At 43.4% G+C, this 18,809-nt stretch carries 13 protein-coding genes; 8 read left to right on the forward strand and 5 right to left on the reverse strand.

The window, feature by feature from the left end; all coding sequences use genetic code 11:
* Positions 1-622 precede the first annotated feature (622 nt).
* Positions 623-2,122, reverse strand: a complete 1,500-nt coding sequence (locus V7K15_RS24130) for an MBOAT family O-acyltransferase (protein ID WP_334909563.1) — start codon at positions 2,120-2,122, stop codon at positions 623-625.
* Between the two features lie 141 nt (positions 2,123-2,263).
* On the reverse strand, positions 2,264-5,266 hold the full coding sequence (locus V7K15_RS24135; RefSeq protein ID WP_334909565.1) for a DUF1574 domain-containing protein: 3,003 nt from the start codon (positions 5,264-5,266) through the stop codon (positions 2,264-2,266).
* Between the two features lie 485 nt (positions 5,267-5,751).
* Between V7K15_RS24135 and V7K15_RS24140 the strand changes: the two genes are divergently transcribed.
* The gene (locus V7K15_RS24140) at positions 5,752-6,006 is read left to right on the forward strand and encodes a hypothetical protein (protein WP_334909585.1); all 255 of its coding nucleotides are present in this window, start codon (positions 5,752-5,754) and stop codon (positions 6,004-6,006) included.
* Positions 6,007-6,090: 84 nt separating this feature from the next.
* Positions 6,091-9,165 carry a phosphoenolpyruvate carboxylase gene (gene ppc, locus V7K15_RS24145; RefSeq protein ID WP_334909567.1) on the forward strand — a complete coding sequence of 1,025 codons (3,075 nt, stop codon included), beginning with the start codon at positions 6,091-6,093 and terminating at the stop codon, positions 9,163-9,165.
* Positions 9,166-9,388: 223 nt separating this feature from the next.
* Here ppc and V7K15_RS24150 read toward each other — a convergent pair whose 3' ends face one another.
* Complete coding sequence (locus tag V7K15_RS24150; RefSeq protein ID WP_334909569.1) at positions 9,389-9,790, reverse strand: fasciclin domain-containing protein; 402 nt, start codon at positions 9,788-9,790, stop codon at positions 9,389-9,391.
* A gap of 144 nt (positions 9,791-9,934) precedes the next feature.
* Between V7K15_RS24150 and V7K15_RS24155 the strand changes: the two genes are divergently transcribed.
* The 4 genes from V7K15_RS24155 to V7K15_RS24170 all read left to right on the forward strand — a co-directional run bounded on the left by V7K15_RS24155 (position 9,935) and on the right by V7K15_RS24170 (position 13,264).
* A complete protein-coding gene (locus V7K15_RS24155; protein WP_334909571.1) occupies positions 9,935-10,189 on the forward strand; it encodes a hypothetical protein in 255 nt (84 codons plus the stop codon).
* Positions 10,190-10,344: 155 nt separating this feature from the next.
* Positions 10,345-10,650, forward strand: coding sequence for a small RNA NsiR4-regulated ssr1528 family protein (locus V7K15_RS24160; RefSeq protein ID WP_334909587.1), 306 nt, complete (start codon positions 10,345-10,347; stop codon positions 10,648-10,650).
* Positions 10,651-11,400: 750 nt separating this feature from the next.
* Positions 11,401-12,024, forward strand: a complete 624-nt coding sequence (locus V7K15_RS24165) for a hypothetical protein (RefSeq protein ID WP_334909573.1) — start codon at positions 11,401-11,403, stop codon at positions 12,022-12,024.
* 277 nt (positions 12,025-12,301) lie between these two features.
* The gene (locus tag V7K15_RS24170; RefSeq protein WP_334909575.1) at positions 12,302-13,264 is read left to right on the forward strand and encodes an aldo/keto reductase; all 963 of its coding nucleotides are present in this window, start codon (positions 12,302-12,304) and stop codon (positions 13,262-13,264) included.
* 194 nt (positions 13,265-13,458) lie between these two features.
* On the opposite strand, the gene V7K15_RS24175 is transcribed toward V7K15_RS24170, so the two are convergent.
* Positions 13,459-13,677 (reverse strand): hypothetical protein, encoded by a 219-nt coding sequence (locus V7K15_RS24175; RefSeq protein WP_334909577.1) that lies wholly within the window; start codon positions 13,675-13,677, stop codon positions 13,459-13,461.
* A gap of 82 nt (positions 13,678-13,759) precedes the next feature.
* The gene (locus tag V7K15_RS24180) at positions 13,760-14,794 is read right to left on the reverse strand and encodes an endo-1,4-beta-xylanase (RefSeq protein WP_334909579.1); all 1,035 of its coding nucleotides are present in this window, start codon (positions 14,792-14,794) and stop codon (positions 13,760-13,762) included.
* A 791-nt stretch (positions 14,795-15,585) separates the two neighbouring features.
* On the opposite strand from V7K15_RS24180, the gene V7K15_RS24185 reads away from it, so the two are divergent.
* Both V7K15_RS24185 and dxs read left to right on the forward strand, forming a co-directional pair.
* Positions 15,586-16,032 (forward strand): hypothetical protein, encoded by a 447-nt coding sequence (locus tag V7K15_RS24185; protein ID WP_334909581.1) that lies wholly within the window; start codon positions 15,586-15,588, stop codon positions 16,030-16,032.
* A 621-nt stretch (positions 16,033-16,653) separates the two neighbouring features.
* Positions 16,654-18,561, forward strand: a complete 1,908-nt coding sequence (gene dxs, locus V7K15_RS24190; protein WP_334909583.1) for a 1-deoxy-D-xylulose-5-phosphate synthase — start codon at positions 16,654-16,656, stop codon at positions 18,559-18,561.
* Positions 18,562-18,809: the final 248 nt, after the last annotated feature.

The raw sequence follows: 18,809 nt of genomic DNA on the forward strand, positions 1-18,809 counted from the left end.
AGGTCAGGATGCTTTAAGGCTGACAAGATAATATTTTTAACCTCTAATTCCTTTTGATTTGCGTTCTCTCTTATCGCTTTTAGTCTAAACTCCAGGCCTAAGCTAATGTACTTTTAATTTGCATAACTAGGGTGGGCAAGACTTTCCTGCGGAACGCTACGCGTAGCTTGCTTCCCCGGAGGGGTACGGCGTGAGCGCTCAGTCGAACGCTGCCCACCCCACAAGAGTTTTACTTCCAGGTAATATGCAAGTTAAATCTCCAACAGCTTAGTACACTGTGGCGGAAGTTTGCCTACCTTTAACAAAGGGCTTAATCAATTGTCTGGTTAATTGAGATGGTAGGTGGATTTACGCCGTTATGTAATAGTTATTTACCTTTACACTTTTTTACAATCAGCCTGGGGAAAAAATTTTTAAGTCTTTAGAACTAGCAATTTCAGCGTGGGTAAAAATTTTGGTCAAAAAATTCCTCTTTAATCTATGCAACTCTGTGTTATCTGCGCCTAATAAGCTTAAAGAAATTACTCTTAAACCGCAGAGGCACAGAGAGATCAGAGAGAAAAAAACAGATTTTAGGAGTCACCTTGAAAGGGCTAGTTAATTTTTTATATTTTGGGGAATTTTAAAAATCAAAGTAGATGTAGGGCAAACTACCTTCAGGAGCTAATAACCAAACAGCGTAGAAACATAGGGGGACGAAGACAAGCTTAAGCGGCCAGTTCAACTCTAACTTCAGCATTCGGTTAAAGGCATAGACTACAGCCATAAGGACAGCTAAAGCTAGAAGTACCCAAGTGAGTTGGTATTGGCTGAGATTTAAGGCTTCCACATAGACCTTTTCAGCAAACTGGGCGTCAGCAGGATAACCCCAAAGATGCCGAATTACCAAAGAAGAGTCTTGGAGATTAGGTAAGCGGAACCAAATCCAAGAGGTAAAAACCATCAGTTGCGTCAATAACCAAGCGACAATGATACCCAGAGGATTTTGCCAGAATTGTGCTAGATTTTCAAAGCGATCGCTCATCGCAACTGTAAGTCGATGAACCACCAAAGCTAACCCGTGGAATATGCCCCAAACTACATAACCCAAAGCAGCACCGTGCCAAATACCGGCGATTAACATGATAAAAAATAAATTCCAGCAGGTACGCACTAAACCCTGACGGGAACCACCCAAAGGAAAGTAGACATAGTTACGTAGCCAATCTCCGAGAGTTATGTGCCAGCGCCGCCAAAATTGGGCAATATTGGTGCTGAAATAGGGAAAATCGAAATTCTCAGGTAGAACCAAGCCGAAAAGCAAAGCACTACCACGGGCGATGTCTACGTAACCGTTGAAGTCTAGATATAACTGTAAACCGTAGGCGAATGTAGCTAACCAGAGATCCGTACTACCCGCCCGTTGCAGATTACCAAAACATAAATCGACAAAAATTCCTAGGTGGTCTGCAAAAATACCTTTTTTGACTGCGCCCCTAGCAATCAACCACAGCGCCTCAGCTACTCTATCGCTACTAGGGAAGTCTAGTGTATTGAATTGATTTGCTAAGTTGTGGTAGCGCGTAATCGGGCCGGAAATCATTTTGGCAAAAAATAATTTGTATGTGGCAAATTTGAGAAACTGTTCAGTAGCAGGGGCACCGCGATAGACATCTATTAAGTAGGCAATGCATTCAAAGGTGAAAAATGAAATTCCCAAAGGTGCAATCAATTTAAAAGAGCTATCTGGTGAGTTTGTTTCCAGATGAAAAACAAACTTGAATAAAGGGGTAAAATACTTAAAACCTAATAACAATAAAACATTGAGAGTTATACCCAGCCACAAAAGTTTTAGACGACGACGATTCCAGTCACCTTGGGCAAATTGCCACTCTTCGTTAGAAATTCGCCAGTCAAGAGAATGTTTTCCTGGTGATGTGTTTTTCCCAATCTCCAGCCCCACACGGAAATTAATAAACGTCAATGCTAATAGTAATGGTATGTACTGGATCTGCAAAGATGCGTAGAAAATCAAACTGGCAATTAGCAGCGTCCATAACCGTAATTTCTGTTCTGCTAAAGACCAGTAAATTCCTAACACACTCAACAAGAACAGCCCATAGAAAATTGATATAAAGTTCATATTTTAGTCATTAGTCAATTTTTCAATTTGTCATTAGTCATTTGTCATTTGTCATTGGGCATTGGGAAAGAATTCTTATAACTCCTAACTCCTAACTCCTAACTCCTAACTCCTAACTCCTAACTCCTAACTCCTAACTCCCTACTTCACCGGCCAAGGAATCATCGGATCATTAGCCAGCTTTTTCGAGACTTCGTATGCTCCAAAGCGGTTGAGATGACTGGGGTCAGAAAAGTAGTCGTTTTCTTTGATCCATTGTTGGCTCAAATCACGATAAATAAAGTTGGGATTAGTAGCCAAATGCAACATATATTGCTGAAATTCTTGCTCATATTGTCTACGCACTGGATCTAAATAATCTCCTGTCAGAGGCATATTCACAAACACTAAGGAAATTTTCTGAGACTGGGCAAACTGAAGCACTTCTTGTAAGGCAGCATCTTGCTCTCCTTCTATTTGGAAAGATTTATAATCGTTGTCGTAATTTCCGGGAACTCTAGAATGTATTTGATAGTATCTGGCGGGATTGAAGCGAATAGATAAAGGTAGAAAGCCATCAAAGTCAACTGCTTGCTGGGAAATACTCTCATCTGAAGTACCATCTGTCAGCTGTTTTTCTGATGCAACTGTCTGATTATGACCAAGGATGAGCAGTGGTTTTTGCAGTAAACTTTTAATTTGGTCGCGGTTTTGATAGCTAGCAGAAAGAGATGCTAGAGCCTGATTTAATGACTGATTGATAGCTTCATAAGTACTAATCTCTGGTTTTTCTTCCTTTGCCTTTTGTTCTCCCGAATTTACGGTATTTTCGGGCAAAGCATTGCTATTTGCAGTAGTTATTGGTGTTTTTTGGAATGCTTCTTTATAACCAACTGATGCAGTGATCGATTTAAAGGTAATATCCTCGCGTCCACCGTTGAAAGCACGCGCACCATCTGCCCAGATAATTATTTTAGGTAGCTCTGATGGTTCGAGTACGTGGCGAATTAGAAAGTCTACAACTTGGGCGGTTGCACCGTTGATCCCAAAGTTAAACACGTCAAGATTTGGATAGCCCTGAGTCACTAAAGCTTTAGAAAGTGCTGCTGGATCTACTCCTCTGAGGGCGCGGGAGGAGCCAATAATCAACACATCTGGCGGACTACCAGTTCTCGCTAAACGCTGTTTATACAGTGCTAGTTGCTCGTCTAACTGCCTGACATTGAAACTTGGTATTTGCGATCGCGCTGCTAAAAGAATCGCGGTAGAGGTTGCTTTTTCTTTCAGTGGTGCGGCTGCCAAATTCTTGACCGGGGTATTATCACTTTGGGTAAATTCCGAAGCATTAAATACAGAACTCTGATTTGGAGGAGATTTTGTCTTGGAAGTGCTGGTAAAAAATGTCGTTTTATGACTCGGATTTTTCCCAGATGTCAAAGATGCCTTTTGCCCAGAGGATGATGGGGATAAGATATTGGTGGGCGTAGTGCGGGCAATGATTTGACCCAATACCCAATCAGTTTGGAGGGTGAGCAATAATCCCAACATTCCCCAAACCAGAACTACCTTAAGTCCTTGAGTATCAGGGTTTGCATCGGCTGACTGGTAGCTTTCGGTAAATAGCTGGCTTGTCAACAGGAATTTTTTCGCTGTTGCACTCGCTGTTGCTATCCAACCTCGCGCTACTTCTGTCACAAAAGTTTGAACTTCTTCTGTCGTTAAGTCGGGGCGCAAAATTGGTTCGTTAGTTTCAGAGGTTACTAGATCGTTAACGTATTTAGAAGTGGCAGCAAATTCTGGGGTGGCTTCTGGGACTAAACGTTGGCGATGCTCAAGATCAAGGCCATAGTGCCAAAAAGGTTCTTTATTCCCAGCACGGCGACCGTAGACACGTACCCCCATAATACCGGGAATTTTTAACTGGCGGATAAACTGCGTAATTTTGCTGGCGACTTGTTCACGCCCTGGACAAACAGGCGCATCACACATGATGTGCAATAAATCATTTTTGTTCAGCAGAAGTACGCGAATTCCCCCTGTCAATAACCGCCAATCCAAGTCTGGATTGAGTAAACGCTCCAATAAAAATATCAGCGCTGGTTCGTCGCCAGTATTCGCCAAATCTAGCGGTGATATGGCAAAGGCGGGATGCTTTGTCGCGGGTAAAGCTAGCCAATCAATCCAATTTGGTTGGTTGTCGCCTGCTTTTTGTCCGTATAGGGTGGCGGCGAGAATGCCTTGAGGTGCGATCGCTTCTAGCTGGGGTAAAATCGCCTCTAAGCACACTACTTTGTCTGGGATTGGAGCTATTCCTAAGGGATCAAAAGCTGGAGTACAAAAGATATGTAGGGTTGATTCCTTAAGATAAGCTTGAACAGCAACTTTTAACTCTGATAATACCTCAGTTAATAATCGCGCGATCGCTTGGACATCCCCCCAACGCGCCCACTCCTTAAGCATTACCTCTGGTGGCGTCAAATCCACCCGCAGCAGCCAATCAGGGGCAGTTTCGCCGCTCACCTGGGAAACAATTACTGCATCTTTGTAGCCGGAAAGCTTCAGATAACGCAACTTCTGCGCGATTGGTTCAGCAAGCAACGATGCATCAGGGCTATAGCTCGACTGGCAAAATATCCACAGGCGATTTTCTTCTGGCTGAGAGTTCTTTGGCTTATATAGCTTAATCTTTACCTGTACTGATACACCTAACACACTCAGAGTTTCGCTAAGATACCGAGCGATCGCTTCTGGGTTCCCTTGGCGTGCCAAACTTTCGTTAGAGACAATTAGCGCCCCACCCGATTGTTTTGATTTTTCCGAGTCTGCTAGCAAGGCTTGCTCCACCTGCTCCAGATGCTTATCTATTTGATTCAAGTGAACCCGATGACACCATTTCGGGCGCTGTTCCCCTTTTCTTCGCCCATAGACAAATACTTGATATATTGAGGGTTCTTCCTTGCTTGTGAGGATATCCACATCTGTTTGCTGTAATGCTTGCAGCAAGTCAGACAAAGTGCGCCAACGCTGCGGACATTCTGTACCTTCACAAAGAATATGAAGGTCATTTCCCCGCAACCGGACTTTCACTCCGAAGGTGTTGATCCCTGTTGCTTGGCTTACCCATTGCAGTAAGGATTGTTGGCGATCTGGTAATACTGTTTTCATCGGAAGTTAATTTTACAGGAAGCGATTGTTGGGGGATAGTGCCTGCACTTGTAAACTAGAACCATAGGTCTATCACACTCTGACAGTTTTTTTTTAACAATTTTGTTACCTTCGTAGCTCACAAAATCGGACAAGATAGTGTTGTACAGGTTGCAAGTCTGACTAATGTTGAGTTTTGCGTTTATTTTACTAATAGGGAGTCAAAAATCAGAAGTTAGGAGTTAGGAGTTAGGAGTTAAGAGCCAGAATAATTGTATATGACTACGCTGATGACTTTTCGTTTAAAGCCGGACTTGCGTTCTACTCCCTTAACGTCCCTGATGGGCGAAACAAACAACAAGCTTATCCCATTTAAACTCGATTTCTTGATCCTTGGAGTCATCCTAACTCCTAATTCCTGTACAGACGCGATTAATCGCGTCTCTCCTCTAAAGACGCGATTAATCGCGTCTCTACTCAATAATTCCCATAACCAAAAATTAGCAATGCCTCCTACTAAACAACAGCCCTCACCTAATCCCGCATCCCATCTGGATTTATTTAGCATTCCCCAGTCCTTGCTTTTACAAATAGGTACAGCGTCTATATTACTGTTGCTTCTTACCGGAAAAACGACAGTAAGAGCGCTAGAAGCCATAGGGGAAGCCAGTGAAGAATTATTGCGAGGCGATCGCCTACCCAATCTTGACTTCCCAGATGAACACGAAACTAATCCAGATGAAAATATATACACCAAATAATTATTTGCTCAGGAACAACCCGGTGAGCATTAAGTGCAAAGCCTAGAACCGTAAACAGTAATTAGCTTTACAAGAATAGAGAATATGGGTTCCCTTTTATACTCTTCGTCTCAAACTGCGGATATATACCCGGTGTCGGAATTATTTTTGCGTCATCGTCTCCAGGTAGTGGAAGAATTGTGGGAGTCAGTTCTCCGGCAAGAATGCGGTCAAAATATGGTAGACTTGTTGGGGCAGTTGCGCGATTTATGTTCACCAGAAGGACAAGCGACAAATGATCAAGCATCCTCAGCCGTCAAATTAATTGAACAATTAAATATCAACGAAGCAATTCGCGCGGCTCGGGCTTTCGCTCTGTATTTTCAGTTGATTAATATCATTGAGCAGGAATACGAACAACGGCAGCAATTGAGTCGCTATGAGGCAGAAATAGAGTCAACACCGCAAACACCATCAAATGTCAACTATTCCTCTAATCAAAGAGAAGATGACGCGCCTGTTAGCAAGGGTATAGCAGCAGAGTTCCTGAGAAAGAGTTATCTAGAAAAAGAATTAGTCAAACCAAAAGGGACTTTCGCTGCCTTATTTCCCTATTTATTCAAACTGAATGTACCACCTCAGCAAATTCAACGTCTAATTGCTCATCTGGATGTGCGCTTAGTTTTCACAGCGCACCCGACAGAAATTGTGCGTCATACTATCCGAGATAAGCAGCGACAGGTGGTACAACTTTTGCAAAAACTGGATGCCTTGGAAAACCACTCTGGTACCACACCAGGGGCATATCCTTGGGAAGCCGCAGATGTCCGCGAACAATTGCTCGAAGAAATTCGCCTGTGGTGGCGCACAGACGAACTTCATCAGTTCAAACCCACGGTACTAGATGAAGTAGATTATGCCCTGCACTACTTCCAAGAAGTTTTATTTGATGGCATTCCTCAACTTTATAAACGTTTCAAACACACTCTATCCAATACCTTTCCTTGGCTAGAACCACCGAGTAAAAACTTTTGCTCTTTCGGCTCTTGGGTAGGCTCAGACAGGGATGGGAATCCATCAGTTACACCGGAAATTACCTGGCAGACAGCTTGCTATCAGCGCAAAATGGTGCTAGGGAGATATATTCAGTCGGTAAAAAATCTGATTGAATTGTTAAGTGTGTCGATGCATTGGAGTGATGTTTTACCAGATTTGCTGGAATCTCTAGAATTAGATCAGTCGCAGTTAAGCGAAGTCTACGACGCACTGGCGCTGCGTTATCGACAAGAACCCTATCGGCTGAAACTGGCTTATGTGCTGAAACGGCTAGAAAATACCCGCGATCGCAATCTCGCTTTATATAATCGGGAAACGCCAAAAAATCAAGATAGTCCCCTGTATCTTTCGGGAGCCGATTTTTTAGCAGAACTGCGGATGATTGAGCGCAACTTAACAGAAACAGGTTTAAGCTGTCGAGAATTAGAAAATCTCATCTGTCAGGTAGAAATTTTCGGCTTTAATTTGACACAGCTAGATATTCGCCAAGAATCATCCCGCCACGCTGATGCGCTCAATGAGATCCTGGAATACCTGCAAATATTATCTCAACCTTACAATGAACTATCTGAGGAGCAAAGAGTTGCTTGGCTCACAGGAGAACTGCAAACCCGCCGGCCATTAATTCCGGCAGAATTGCCATTTTCCGAAAAAACCAACGATGTCATTGAGACTTTTCGCGTCGTGCGATCGCTCCAACAAGAATTTGGTCTCAACATCTGCCAAACTTACATTATCAGCATGTGCCGCGATGTCAGCGACGTGCTGGAAGTACTGCTGTTAGCCAAAGAAGCCAGACTTTTTGACCCCGCCATTGCTGTGGGAACTATTCAAGTTGTCCCCCTATTTGAAACAGTAGAAGATTTACAACGCTCCAGAAGCGTCATGCAGAAATTATTTGAACTCCCGTTATATCGCGCTTTGTTAGCTGGCGGCTACGAACAGACAAAAGCACAGGATACCGATGAAAATTCATCCTCCCTTGTTCCCCCACCTTCTGCGTCTCCCCTCCCGCCGAACTTGCAAGAAGTGATGCTGGGGTATTCTGACAGCAACAAAGACTCTGGTTTTTTAAGTAGCAACTGGGAAATTCATAAAGCCCAAAAATCACTGCAACAAATAGCAGAAAACTATGATCTAAATTTGCGGATTTTCCACGGACGCGGCGGTTCTGTGGGACGCGGTGGCGGACCTGCTTACGAGGCGATTTTAGCCCAACCGGGTCATAGTATCAATGGGCGAATCAAGATTACCGAACAAGGAGAAGTTTTAGCTTCCAAATACTCCTTGTTGGACTTGGCATTATACCACATGGAAACAATCACTACTGCTGTAATTCAAGCTAGCTTGCTGCGAACAGGGTTTGATGATATTGAACCCTGGAATGAGATTATGGAAGAATTAGCAGCGCGATCGCGTCAACATTATCGTGCTTTAATCTACGAACAGCCTGATTTTGTTGACTTCTTCCACGAAGTAACCCCAATTGAAGAAATCAGCCAGCTACAAATCAGTTCCCGTCCCGCACGCCGTCCATCTGGTAAGAAAGATTTAAGTAGTCTGCGAGCTATTCCTTGGGTATTTAGCTGGACACAAACCCGCTTTTTGCTGCCTTCCTGGTATGGCGTTGGCACAGCTTTACAAGAATTCTTGAACGAAGAACCAGAAGAACATTTGAAATTGCTGCGTTACTTTTACGTTAAGTGGCCTTTTTTCAAAATGGTGATTTCCAAGGCCGAGATGACTTTGGCAAAAGTAGATATGCAAATGGCACATCACTATGTCCAAGAATTGTCAAAACCAGAAGATCAACTTCGTTTTGCCAAGGTTTTTGACCAAATTGCCAGTGAGTTCTATCTTACAAGGGATTTGGTCTTAAAAATCACCGATCACAATCAACTGTTAGATGGTGATCCTGTATTGCAACGATCTGTACAGTTACGCAATGGCACAATTGTACCTTTGGGATTTATCCAAGTTTCACTACTCAAGCGCCTACGACAGTCCCAAAATACTACTGCTACTTCTGGAGTCATCCACTCTCGTTACAGCAAAGGCGAGTTACTGCGAGGGGCATTGTTAACTATTAATGGTATTGCAGCTGGGATGAGAAATACAGGTTGATTGGGAATGGGGAGTGGGGGAGTAGAGGGGAAGTTGCAGTAAGCATTTCTCGTGCGCCTCTTCCCAATGCCAAATGCCCGAATGTTTATTAAAAATATCTAAATTGGATTCACGCAGGGGGAACAAACATTTACTATTGAATCATTCTATCTTTTGCCAGGAATTATTGATAAGCAATTAATGGAACAAGTCTAAAGTAATCGGACAGACTTGTTCCAAGTTCCTACTGAGGAATTAGCACTGTATCAATAATGTGAATCACACCATTATCTGCTTCGACATCTGGTGTAATAACTGTAGCGTCATTTACCTTAACACCATTAGAGGCATCAATTTTCACCGTTGAACCTGCTGTGGTAGTTGCTGAATCAAGTTTTACCACATCTGCTGCCATTACTTTGCCAGATACAACATGGTACTCTAATACCTTTCTTAATTGAATAACATCTTCTAATAGCGACTCGACAGTTCCCGATGGCAGCTTTGAAAACGCCTCATCAGTTGGCGCAAATACAGTAAATGGCCCTGGACCCTTCAGTGCCGTATCAAGACCAGCAACAGTGATAGCTGTTACTAAAGTGTTGAAAGTACCCGCGTTAATTGCAGTATCTACGATATCAGGCATAAATCTTTGCGTTAATTAGATAAAGAGCAGCGTATTGGCTTAACGAATTCCCCTTTTAACTTTACAGTTAAATGGATTAAAAGCCTAGTTAACCTAAAAATTTTACTTATGGTTCGCCTAAAGTGCGATTCGCCCTAATAACTAATGACAAAAAACAGAATTTTAATTTGCACTTTTTTGGCGCTGTCATCAGGTTTTTTTGGTGCTTACACCACTGGGCAAATCACCCTAATGTTACATAGCCAAAAGTGTCAAAACCAACCTTGGGGTTTTAAGGAGATGTGCAACGCTTGGATGACTCCAGGCGCGATGTGGCAAGGTAGCACAACAGGATTATGGACAGGTACTATCTTAGGGGCGTTTGTTGGCGGTTTGGTGACGCGACAAACTCGTGATTAGCCTTGGCAAAGGTCATTCGCCAGTTTTGAACCGCCCTTTTAACGTTAAGTTGACACAAATGCATATCTGTGCGCCCATAGCAAAAAAGCTAGTAAGTAGCGTTGGTGTCAGCAATGCTGGTAAAATCTACCCATAGCGAAGAAGAACAAATCACCATGCCTACCGAAACTAACTCAGGGAATCAAACTACTACAGGTGCTGATGCGATTGATGAAGCGATCGCACAGGGAATTGATTTTGATGGTTCTCCGATCCCGCCTGCCAAGCTAGAGCTTTATGGTAAAGTTATGGCGCTAGAAGGCAACAGACAGCGCAGTGGCGTATCTAATACGATGCGATCGCGCATTGTGCGAATTGGTGCAAAACACATTCCCCAAACAGAACTCGATCAATTACTTGTAGGTGCTGGTTTCGCACCCTTAAAAGAAAAAGAAATTGCCTTTTTTTATAGCGGAAAATAAATATAGCAGCACAGCACACTCAGGTCCCATATAATCGCGGCTACACAAACAAGTACAGTAGCCGTGAAATCCTTGTAAAGAAACGAACTATTAACCCATCCATAACCTATCCATCATCGACAATCCGGTAATCTAAGTTTCTCACTGCAATAGCGTGAGCAAGGAGCTAATTCTCCAAAATGCGCTCACGATCCCCAAGAATAATCGAGGATATAGATGATGACAAAGGTTGGGTACTCAGTGTTTCAACGCTTCACCACTGCGCGTTTGCTGCGTAAAATATGTTTACTGGCGCTGACTGTGCCGTTCCTCGCAAGTTCCGCAATCGGTTTGGCAGCTGCCAAAGAGAAGAAGTACGAGTACGAAGGAGAAAACGAGACATACGCTATCGGGCTTTGGGGCGATCTCCCCTACTCTGATCTCCAGGCGACAAAGGGAGTCCCGAACCTGATCGCTGATATGAACGCGCAAAACTTGGCCTTCACTGTCCACGATGGCGACCTGAAAGGGGGCAACTCTACGCCCGGCTCGGTCACGCCGACCACATGCAGTAATGAACTCTACACTCAGGGGCTTGGCTACTTCAACTCCCTGAAAGCACCAGCAGCCTTCACCCCAGGCGATAACGATTGGACTGATTGCGATCGCCCCTCTAACGGTGGATTCAACTCACTCAATCGCCTCGACTACGAGCGTCAGGTATTTTTCAGCACGAAGTTTTCCTTTGGGCAGCGTCGGCTAGTCCAGGAGGTGCAGAAAACACCACTGTGTCTTGGTGCAACTGGTGCAGTACCCTGTGTTGAGAACCGCAGGTGGACGGTTGGTAGGGTTACTTATGCGACACTCAATATCCAGGGTTCGTGCAACAACCTGTGTGACACTGCGCCTAACCCAGATGAGTACGCAGCGCGAAACAAGGCTAATATTGCATGGATGAGAGAAACTTTTCAAGTAGCAAAGACACGCAATTCGGCGGCGGTTATGTTTATCTCCCAAGCCGATCCAGGGTGGGATCTGACCGATGGAACCAGAGCGCCTTTGCGCGATCCGAAGACGCTCACCCAAACCGATGGACAGCCTGATGGCTTCAAGGACTTTTTATTAGCGTTCCGCGATGAAGCGATCGCTTTCCGTAAACCGATTGCCTACGTGCATGGTGACTCGCACTACTACCGTGTTGACAAGCCATTTCTAGATGCTCAAGGGAAACGCATCGAGAACTTCACTCGTGTCGAGACATTTGGCGACAATGCGGCGAACGGCACCAACGATGTGAATTGGGTTAAAGTGACCGTAAATCCCCGTAGCCGAGAAGTATTTTCGTATCAGCCACAGATTGTTCCCGGCAATCGAGTAGCGGTTCCTTCTCCTTAAAAATAAAAGCCCAAAACTGCAATTTTGAGTTTTTACCCCAAACCTTCATTTTCCAGTAGGGGCAATTCATGAATTGTCCCTACTGTGTGTAATTTTGCCTAAGCCCTATCCTTTAACTCAGACATCCTAAATTGCCATCTGTATTTTGGCTTCTTCACTATTTTCATAATCGGTTCAAAAACTGTATCTTCAGCAAGATATTGTCAACTTTCCCTTGCGTTTGAATTGGCACACGGCTATATGTACTTAAGTAACAACTGAAAGACTTGGAGAACAAATGTCAGGAACTACGCCAAATTCAGAAATGTTATATCGAGTTCTCGGTAGTACAGGAGAAAAAGTTTCCGCCATCGGATTGGGTGGTTGGCACATCGGTTTGAAGCACGTTGATGAGCAACTGGGTATCCGAATTGTGAGAACCGCGATTGATCGCGGCATCACCTTTATGGATAATAGTTGGGATTACAACGGTGGGGTCAGCGAAATTCGCATGGGAAAAGCACTGCGCGATCGCTACCGAGACAAAGTGTTCCTGATGACGAAAATTGACGGCCGCTCTAAGAAAGAAGCCGCAAGACAGCTAGACGAATCTCTTCAACGCCTGCAAGTTGATTGCATCGATCTTGTGCAGCATCACGAAATCATTCGGTATGAAGATCCGCATCGAATTTTTGACAAAGAAGGGGCAAATGCTGCCTTAATTGAAGCGCGGGAAGCTGGCAAACTCCGATACATCGGCTTCACTGGCCACAAAGATCCCCATATTCATCTGCATATGCTAGAAGTTGCAGCCGCTCACGGGTTTAAATTTGATACGGCTCAGATGCCTCTGAATGTGATGGATGCCCACTACCGGAGCTTTGCCAAGCTAGTTGTGCCAGAACTGGTTAAACAAAACATCGGCGTTCTGGGGATGAAAAGCCTAGCAAATGGTATTCTTTTACGGTCAAAGACTGTAACACCAATTGAGTGTTTACACTATGCTTTGAATCTACCTACATCGGTTGTGATTACCGGAATTGATAGCATGGAGATTTTAGACCAAGCCTTTGAAGCTGTGCAGATGTTCCAGCCAATGAACGACGAACAAGTGCGATCGCTCTTAGCAAAAACCGCAGAAGCGGCATCACGCGGCGAGTTTGAGCCTTTCAAAACCTCATCAATTTTCGACAGCACTGCCCAAAATCCAGATTGGCTGGGAGAGGAGCCACAGCGCATCCAACAATTGATGTCAGCGTGATACCAATTACAGTAGACATTTCCGACAATGAATGTAGAGAGGTTACATGTAACGTCTCTACAAGGGTTTCAGGTAACGCATCATTTAATCGATTATCCTACCACTGATATCTTTCTGGTTTCATTCGCACCCAGGCAAAATTCATTTTTACCCAGGCATCCTGCCAGTAACTTTTGAAACTATGTCCTCCGGCTTTAAGTGCCCGATGATGACCAATCCAGACCAGAATCTAAAGAATCTGCGATCGCATTCTGTTCATCCTCTGTGATTTCTGCACCACGCTCCCAAGGAATCTCTAATTGAAACTCAGCGTTGGCTTCGTAGTAAGTGTACCACTGATCAGATGTTGTGATTGAAGACAAAGTAGGTAATAGCTTATGAGGATTGATCAAAACTCCAAATGTGCGTAGCATGGTGTTGTTTTAATGATTCCCAAAACTTACTGCAAAACTCTTAGACTGTAATTGCGATCGCTAAACTACATCTGCTCCAACACTAAGTAGCTTGCTGAAAAGCCTGGGCAATAGCATTGCGGGCAAGTTTAGGTTGCAAATTCTGATCGTAGGGAAGCGGACGCAGAAATTTTTGGGCACTTGGATTGGCTTGAAATGTTGCTGGCATATAACTGGAATTAACTATCCAACAATATTTGTCAATCATCCCCCATGTAATTACAGTATCAACATCAGCCGCAAAACATAGGTCTAGATATCGTTTGTAATTGTCAGCTACCATCTGGTCTAACTTTTGGATAGTGCTGGGTAATGGGAAATCAATGATAATATCTAATTCTGAAATTATTGGTTTAACTCCAAGATTATTAAGTCTTTTTAAGACAGAACTAAACCCTGTAGCATCAAAACCATAAGCAGTAGAAAACCATAGATGCGATTCCACACCCGCGCCGTCGATTTTAGCTCCATTATTCTTCAAATATTCGATCAATGCTAACCAACGGTCTGCTCTCCATGAAGCGCTTTCAATACTACTCTCGTTTAGGTAAAATAGCTTACTACTATCAACCGAAGCAGCAAATTTAAACAACTCTAGAATATATTCTGGTGTTAATCCTGGAAGTAAACCATAAACCTGATCGCTTGTCGCGTTGGGATTGCCTGCAATAATTTCATTAGTGATATCCCAAGAAATTAAAACTGGGCTATTTTTATAGTGTCCCATGACCCCAGTCACATGTTCTTGGAGTTGTTGCATTGTCGGGGGAAAAGTAGGGATATAACTAGGCAATGCCTGACCCCATAAAAGTGTATGTCCATGCAACTTCAGATTATTCCGCTGACAGAAATTAGCAATATAATCAGCATCTTTAAAGGTAAATACTCCTGGCTGCAGTTCCGTGGCGTTCCATTTTAATTCGCCATTCGGCGTTATAATTTCGCACTGGGCAGCAACTAGCGCTGAATAATTTGCATTCGCTTGTAAATCGCTAGCAGAGATTCCCCCACTGCCATAACGCTTTCCTTTAGCGGCAGCTAATTGCCGGAGGGGAGAATTTACATTTGTACTTGCCATAGCAACATTCGTGCTATGTACTTCTTTTTGCTTATCCTTTTCTAAAAACCCCATAGCCAATAAGGTAGAAAGGGTTGTATATCCTGCTCTTTTTAAAAATTTTCTCCGATAAAGCATAAACTGTACTTAACAACAAATATACTCATGAGTATAAATTAAGTTGGCAGTATAATTTAGAAGGATGTCAAAAAAACATAATTGTTGGAGTGAAATTTTACATACTTTGCTATAGCAACATTGCTGCTATGGTCTTCTTTTTGGTTAGGGACTTTGATTCCGGTTCCGCCAGTGCGGTCTTCTCCCAACGCCAAAGAGCGTCTCCTTGGCGCAGCCTCTCGCAGAGAAGAGTTGGGGAGACGCTAAAAGCGATAGCGAGTCTGCGTACTCTTACAGAGAAGCAAGCTACGCTTTTAGTGTCTCGTAAGAGAGCGTCTGGGGTCTCCCCAAGTGGAGCGACTGGCGTGGGCTAGGGGGGATCAATAAATACCCAAAATCACAGCAAGCTACTTTTAAAACATCCTCTTAGCCGTAAAAAGTCAGTTGCGTAGGCGTAGCCCACCGCAGGTATCGCAAGTTAATTAACTGAACAGCGATTGCCTATGCCCAAAATCTCTGAAATGTTTAATTCGCCCCTTGATTACCAGAGGAAAATCTTTGCTCAAAATTCAATCTATCAAAATAGTGAATTCGTTTAACAACTTATGACACCAAAAGCTCTATCTAGGGAACGATATGGTTAATCAGCTAAATGATGTAAAAAGAGTAAGCTAAATTACATGAGATTGTATTCTATGAAACTGAGTTATTTGACAAAACAGTTTTCCACCGTAAAACGCTGGATGGCTACAACCCTGTTTTGTCTGTTAGCGATCGCTTTCGTTTGGCAAGGTGCATTTTTCTCCAACACTTCAGCAATGGCTGATCCGATTGCAACCTTGATTGCATCAAAAGACGCAGGCGATCAAGTTCAAGAAAAAACCAGTAAAGATGCTGGACGTGCTAAAAATTTCATCGATGATACGGCAGATAAAGTTAAGGAAGCTGCAAAGAGCAATGCCAGTAAAGTTGATGAATCAACAGACAATGGTAGTTTTGTTGAGCGCAAAGCCAAGAAAGATGCGGCTACAATTCAGAAAAGAGCAGACGAAGATGCCGCTCGGACTAAAAAAGCAGTAGACAACACAAAGAATGTTGTTGAACGTGCTGTTGATAACATCAAGGACGCTTTTGGTAAGTAGAGAATAGATATAGAAATCCTATTTGATTTGTTAAAATCGAAAGGCTTAGATTCCCGACTTCTTAGAGAAGTCGGGAATCTTGTTGTCTAGAAATAATTTAGGACGATTATTTTACTAAGTAAATACTTAATTTATCTCCGTAATTTGTGTATTTTTACATACATCTTCGTTGCGCCCAGATAAACTGGCGATCGCTGATAAAATTAGCTGGTATTACCGAAGAAAAGAAGAAACAATTGTTAAATACTTACCAGTAATTATGCCAGATATATAGTTAGAAATGAGATATTTAACTTGATTTTGTACTAACTTGAAAAAGTAAAATTAAGTAATCTGCTGAGAGAGTTTCCGCAAATGCTCCAAAAAAACTTGTTTTACTATACGGCTTGCAGACTGTTTTTAAGTAACATTACTTATTGACAAATGTGTTATAACTTTAACTGATTGCAACATAATTTGACGAGTAGTTAATGGGTAACAAATTTTTGATCATTATTAATTACGAAGTTATACTTTCCAATACAACTTAGTAACAATGTAAGAGTCTGATTCTGTGGACAACCCGACCGTGGGAAAATCAAAATACTGAAAACGTGAAATTAGAGAGGAAAACCCTATAATATGCATTTGAGCGAAATCACCCATCCTAATCAGTTGCACGGTTTATCTGTTCGCCAACTGCAACAGATTGCCCGTCAGATTCGAGATAAGCATCTCCAAACAGTAGCAGTTAATGGTGGACACTTGGGGCCAGGGTTGGGTGTTGTAGAATTAACACTAGGACTTTACCAGACACTGGACTTAGATCGGGATAAAGTGATTTGGGATGTAGGACACCAGGCTTATCCTCACAAACTGCTTACAGGACGCTACGATCGCTTCCACACCCTCAGACAAAAAGACGGAGTTGCTGGTTATCTCAAACGCTGTGAAAACAAGTTTGACCACTTTGGGGCTGGACATGCTTCTACAAGTATTTCAGCAGCATTGGGCATGGCTTTAGCGCGAGACTTGAAAGGGGAAAAATTTAAAGCTGTTGCTGTGATTGGCGATGGGGCGCTAACTGGGGGTATGGCTTTAGAAGCCATCAACCATGCTGGACACTTGCCGAAAACAAACCTGTTGGTTGTTCTCAACGACAACGACATGTCTATATCTCGCAACGTCGGCGCGATTCCCCGCTATCTGAACAAAATGCGCCTCAGCCAACCGGTGCAATTTATTAAAGATAATCTTGAGGAACAGTTGAAGCAAATTCCTTTCGTGGGTGAATCCCTGTCTCCCGAACTCGGACGCATCAAAGAAGGTATGAAACGCTTGGCTGTTCCCAAGGTAGGTGCAGTTTTTGAAGAACTCGGCTTTACCTACATTGGGCCAGTGGATGGGCATAATCTCGAAGAATTGATTGCCACTTTCCAACAGGCACATCAGATAGCAGGCCCAGTTTTGGTGCATGTGGCAACCGTGAAAGGCAAAGGCTATGAAATTGCTGAACTAGATCAAGTTGGCTACCATGCCCAAAGTCCTTTTAACGTAGCAACTGGCAAAGCCATTCCTTCCAGTAAACCCAAACCCCCGGCTTATGCCAAAGTCTTTTCTCACACTCTGGTAAAACTTGCCGAACAAAACCCGAAAATCGTTGGGATTACTGCGGCTATGGCAACGGGGACAGGCTTAGATAAACTTCAAGCAAAACTGCCCAATCAATATATTGATGTCGGCATTGCTGAACAACACGCAATCACCCTTGCAGCCGGACTTGCAACTCAGGGTATGCGCCCGATCGCCGTGATTTATTCTACCTTCCTGCAACGCGCCTATGACCAGATAATTCATGATGTCTGCATCCAAAACTTGCCAGTATTCTTCTGCTTAGATCGGGCAGGAATTGTTGGTGCTGATGGTCCCACCCACCAAGGGATGTATGACATTGCCTATCTGCGTTGCATTCCCAACATCGTAATCATGGCACCCAAAGATGAAGCAGAACTCCAACGCATGGTAGTGACTGGTGTTAACCATACCAGTGGCCCGATCGCTATGCGCTACCCTCGTGGCAATGGCTACGGCGTCCCCTTGATGGAGGAAGGTTGGGAACCTGTGGAAATTGGCAAAGGCGAAATTCTCCGCACTGGCGATGATGTGTTAATCGTCGCCTATGGCACAATGGTTTATCCAGGAATGCAAGCCGCTGAAATTCTCAGTGAACATGGCATTGAAGCAACTGTAATTAATGCGCGTTTTGTTAAGCCTTTGGATACCGAGTTGATTTTGCCTTTAGCGAAGAGAATCGGCCGCGTCGTCACCTTGGAGGAAGGCTGTCTGATGGGTGGCTTTGGTTCTGCGATCGCGGAAGCCTTAATGGATGCAGATATTCTAGTTCCTGTCAAGCGATTCGGTGTACCAGATGTATTGGTAGATCATGCTGAACCCAATGAATCTAAGACAGAACTAGGTTTAACTAGCCATCAAATAGCAGAGAGAGTGTTGCAAGCTTTCTTTCAGCAGCAAGTAGCTGCTGTTGTCTAGTTAATTCCTTTGAGTAAATAACCTATATTTTCAAAGGAACTTCTATGAAAATAACCTCCGAGATAGAGGTTATTTTCATAAGACAAGAAAAGCTGAGATTTTTGGATTTGAAAGCAGAATTGAAGCTCAGAAAAAGCTGTAAACTTGGGGAAAACTAGGGTGTGTCATCAAATAGGCATCAATCTATTTTAGAATTAGTGGCTGATGGAAAATTCAGAAGAGTGAGGAGTGTTATCATGACACGTCGT

Origin of the sequence: Nostoc sp. (assembly GCF_036919815.1) — a bacterium.
Taxonomy (GTDB): domain Bacteria; phylum Cyanobacteriota; class Cyanobacteriia; order Cyanobacteriales; family Nostocaceae; genus Nostoc.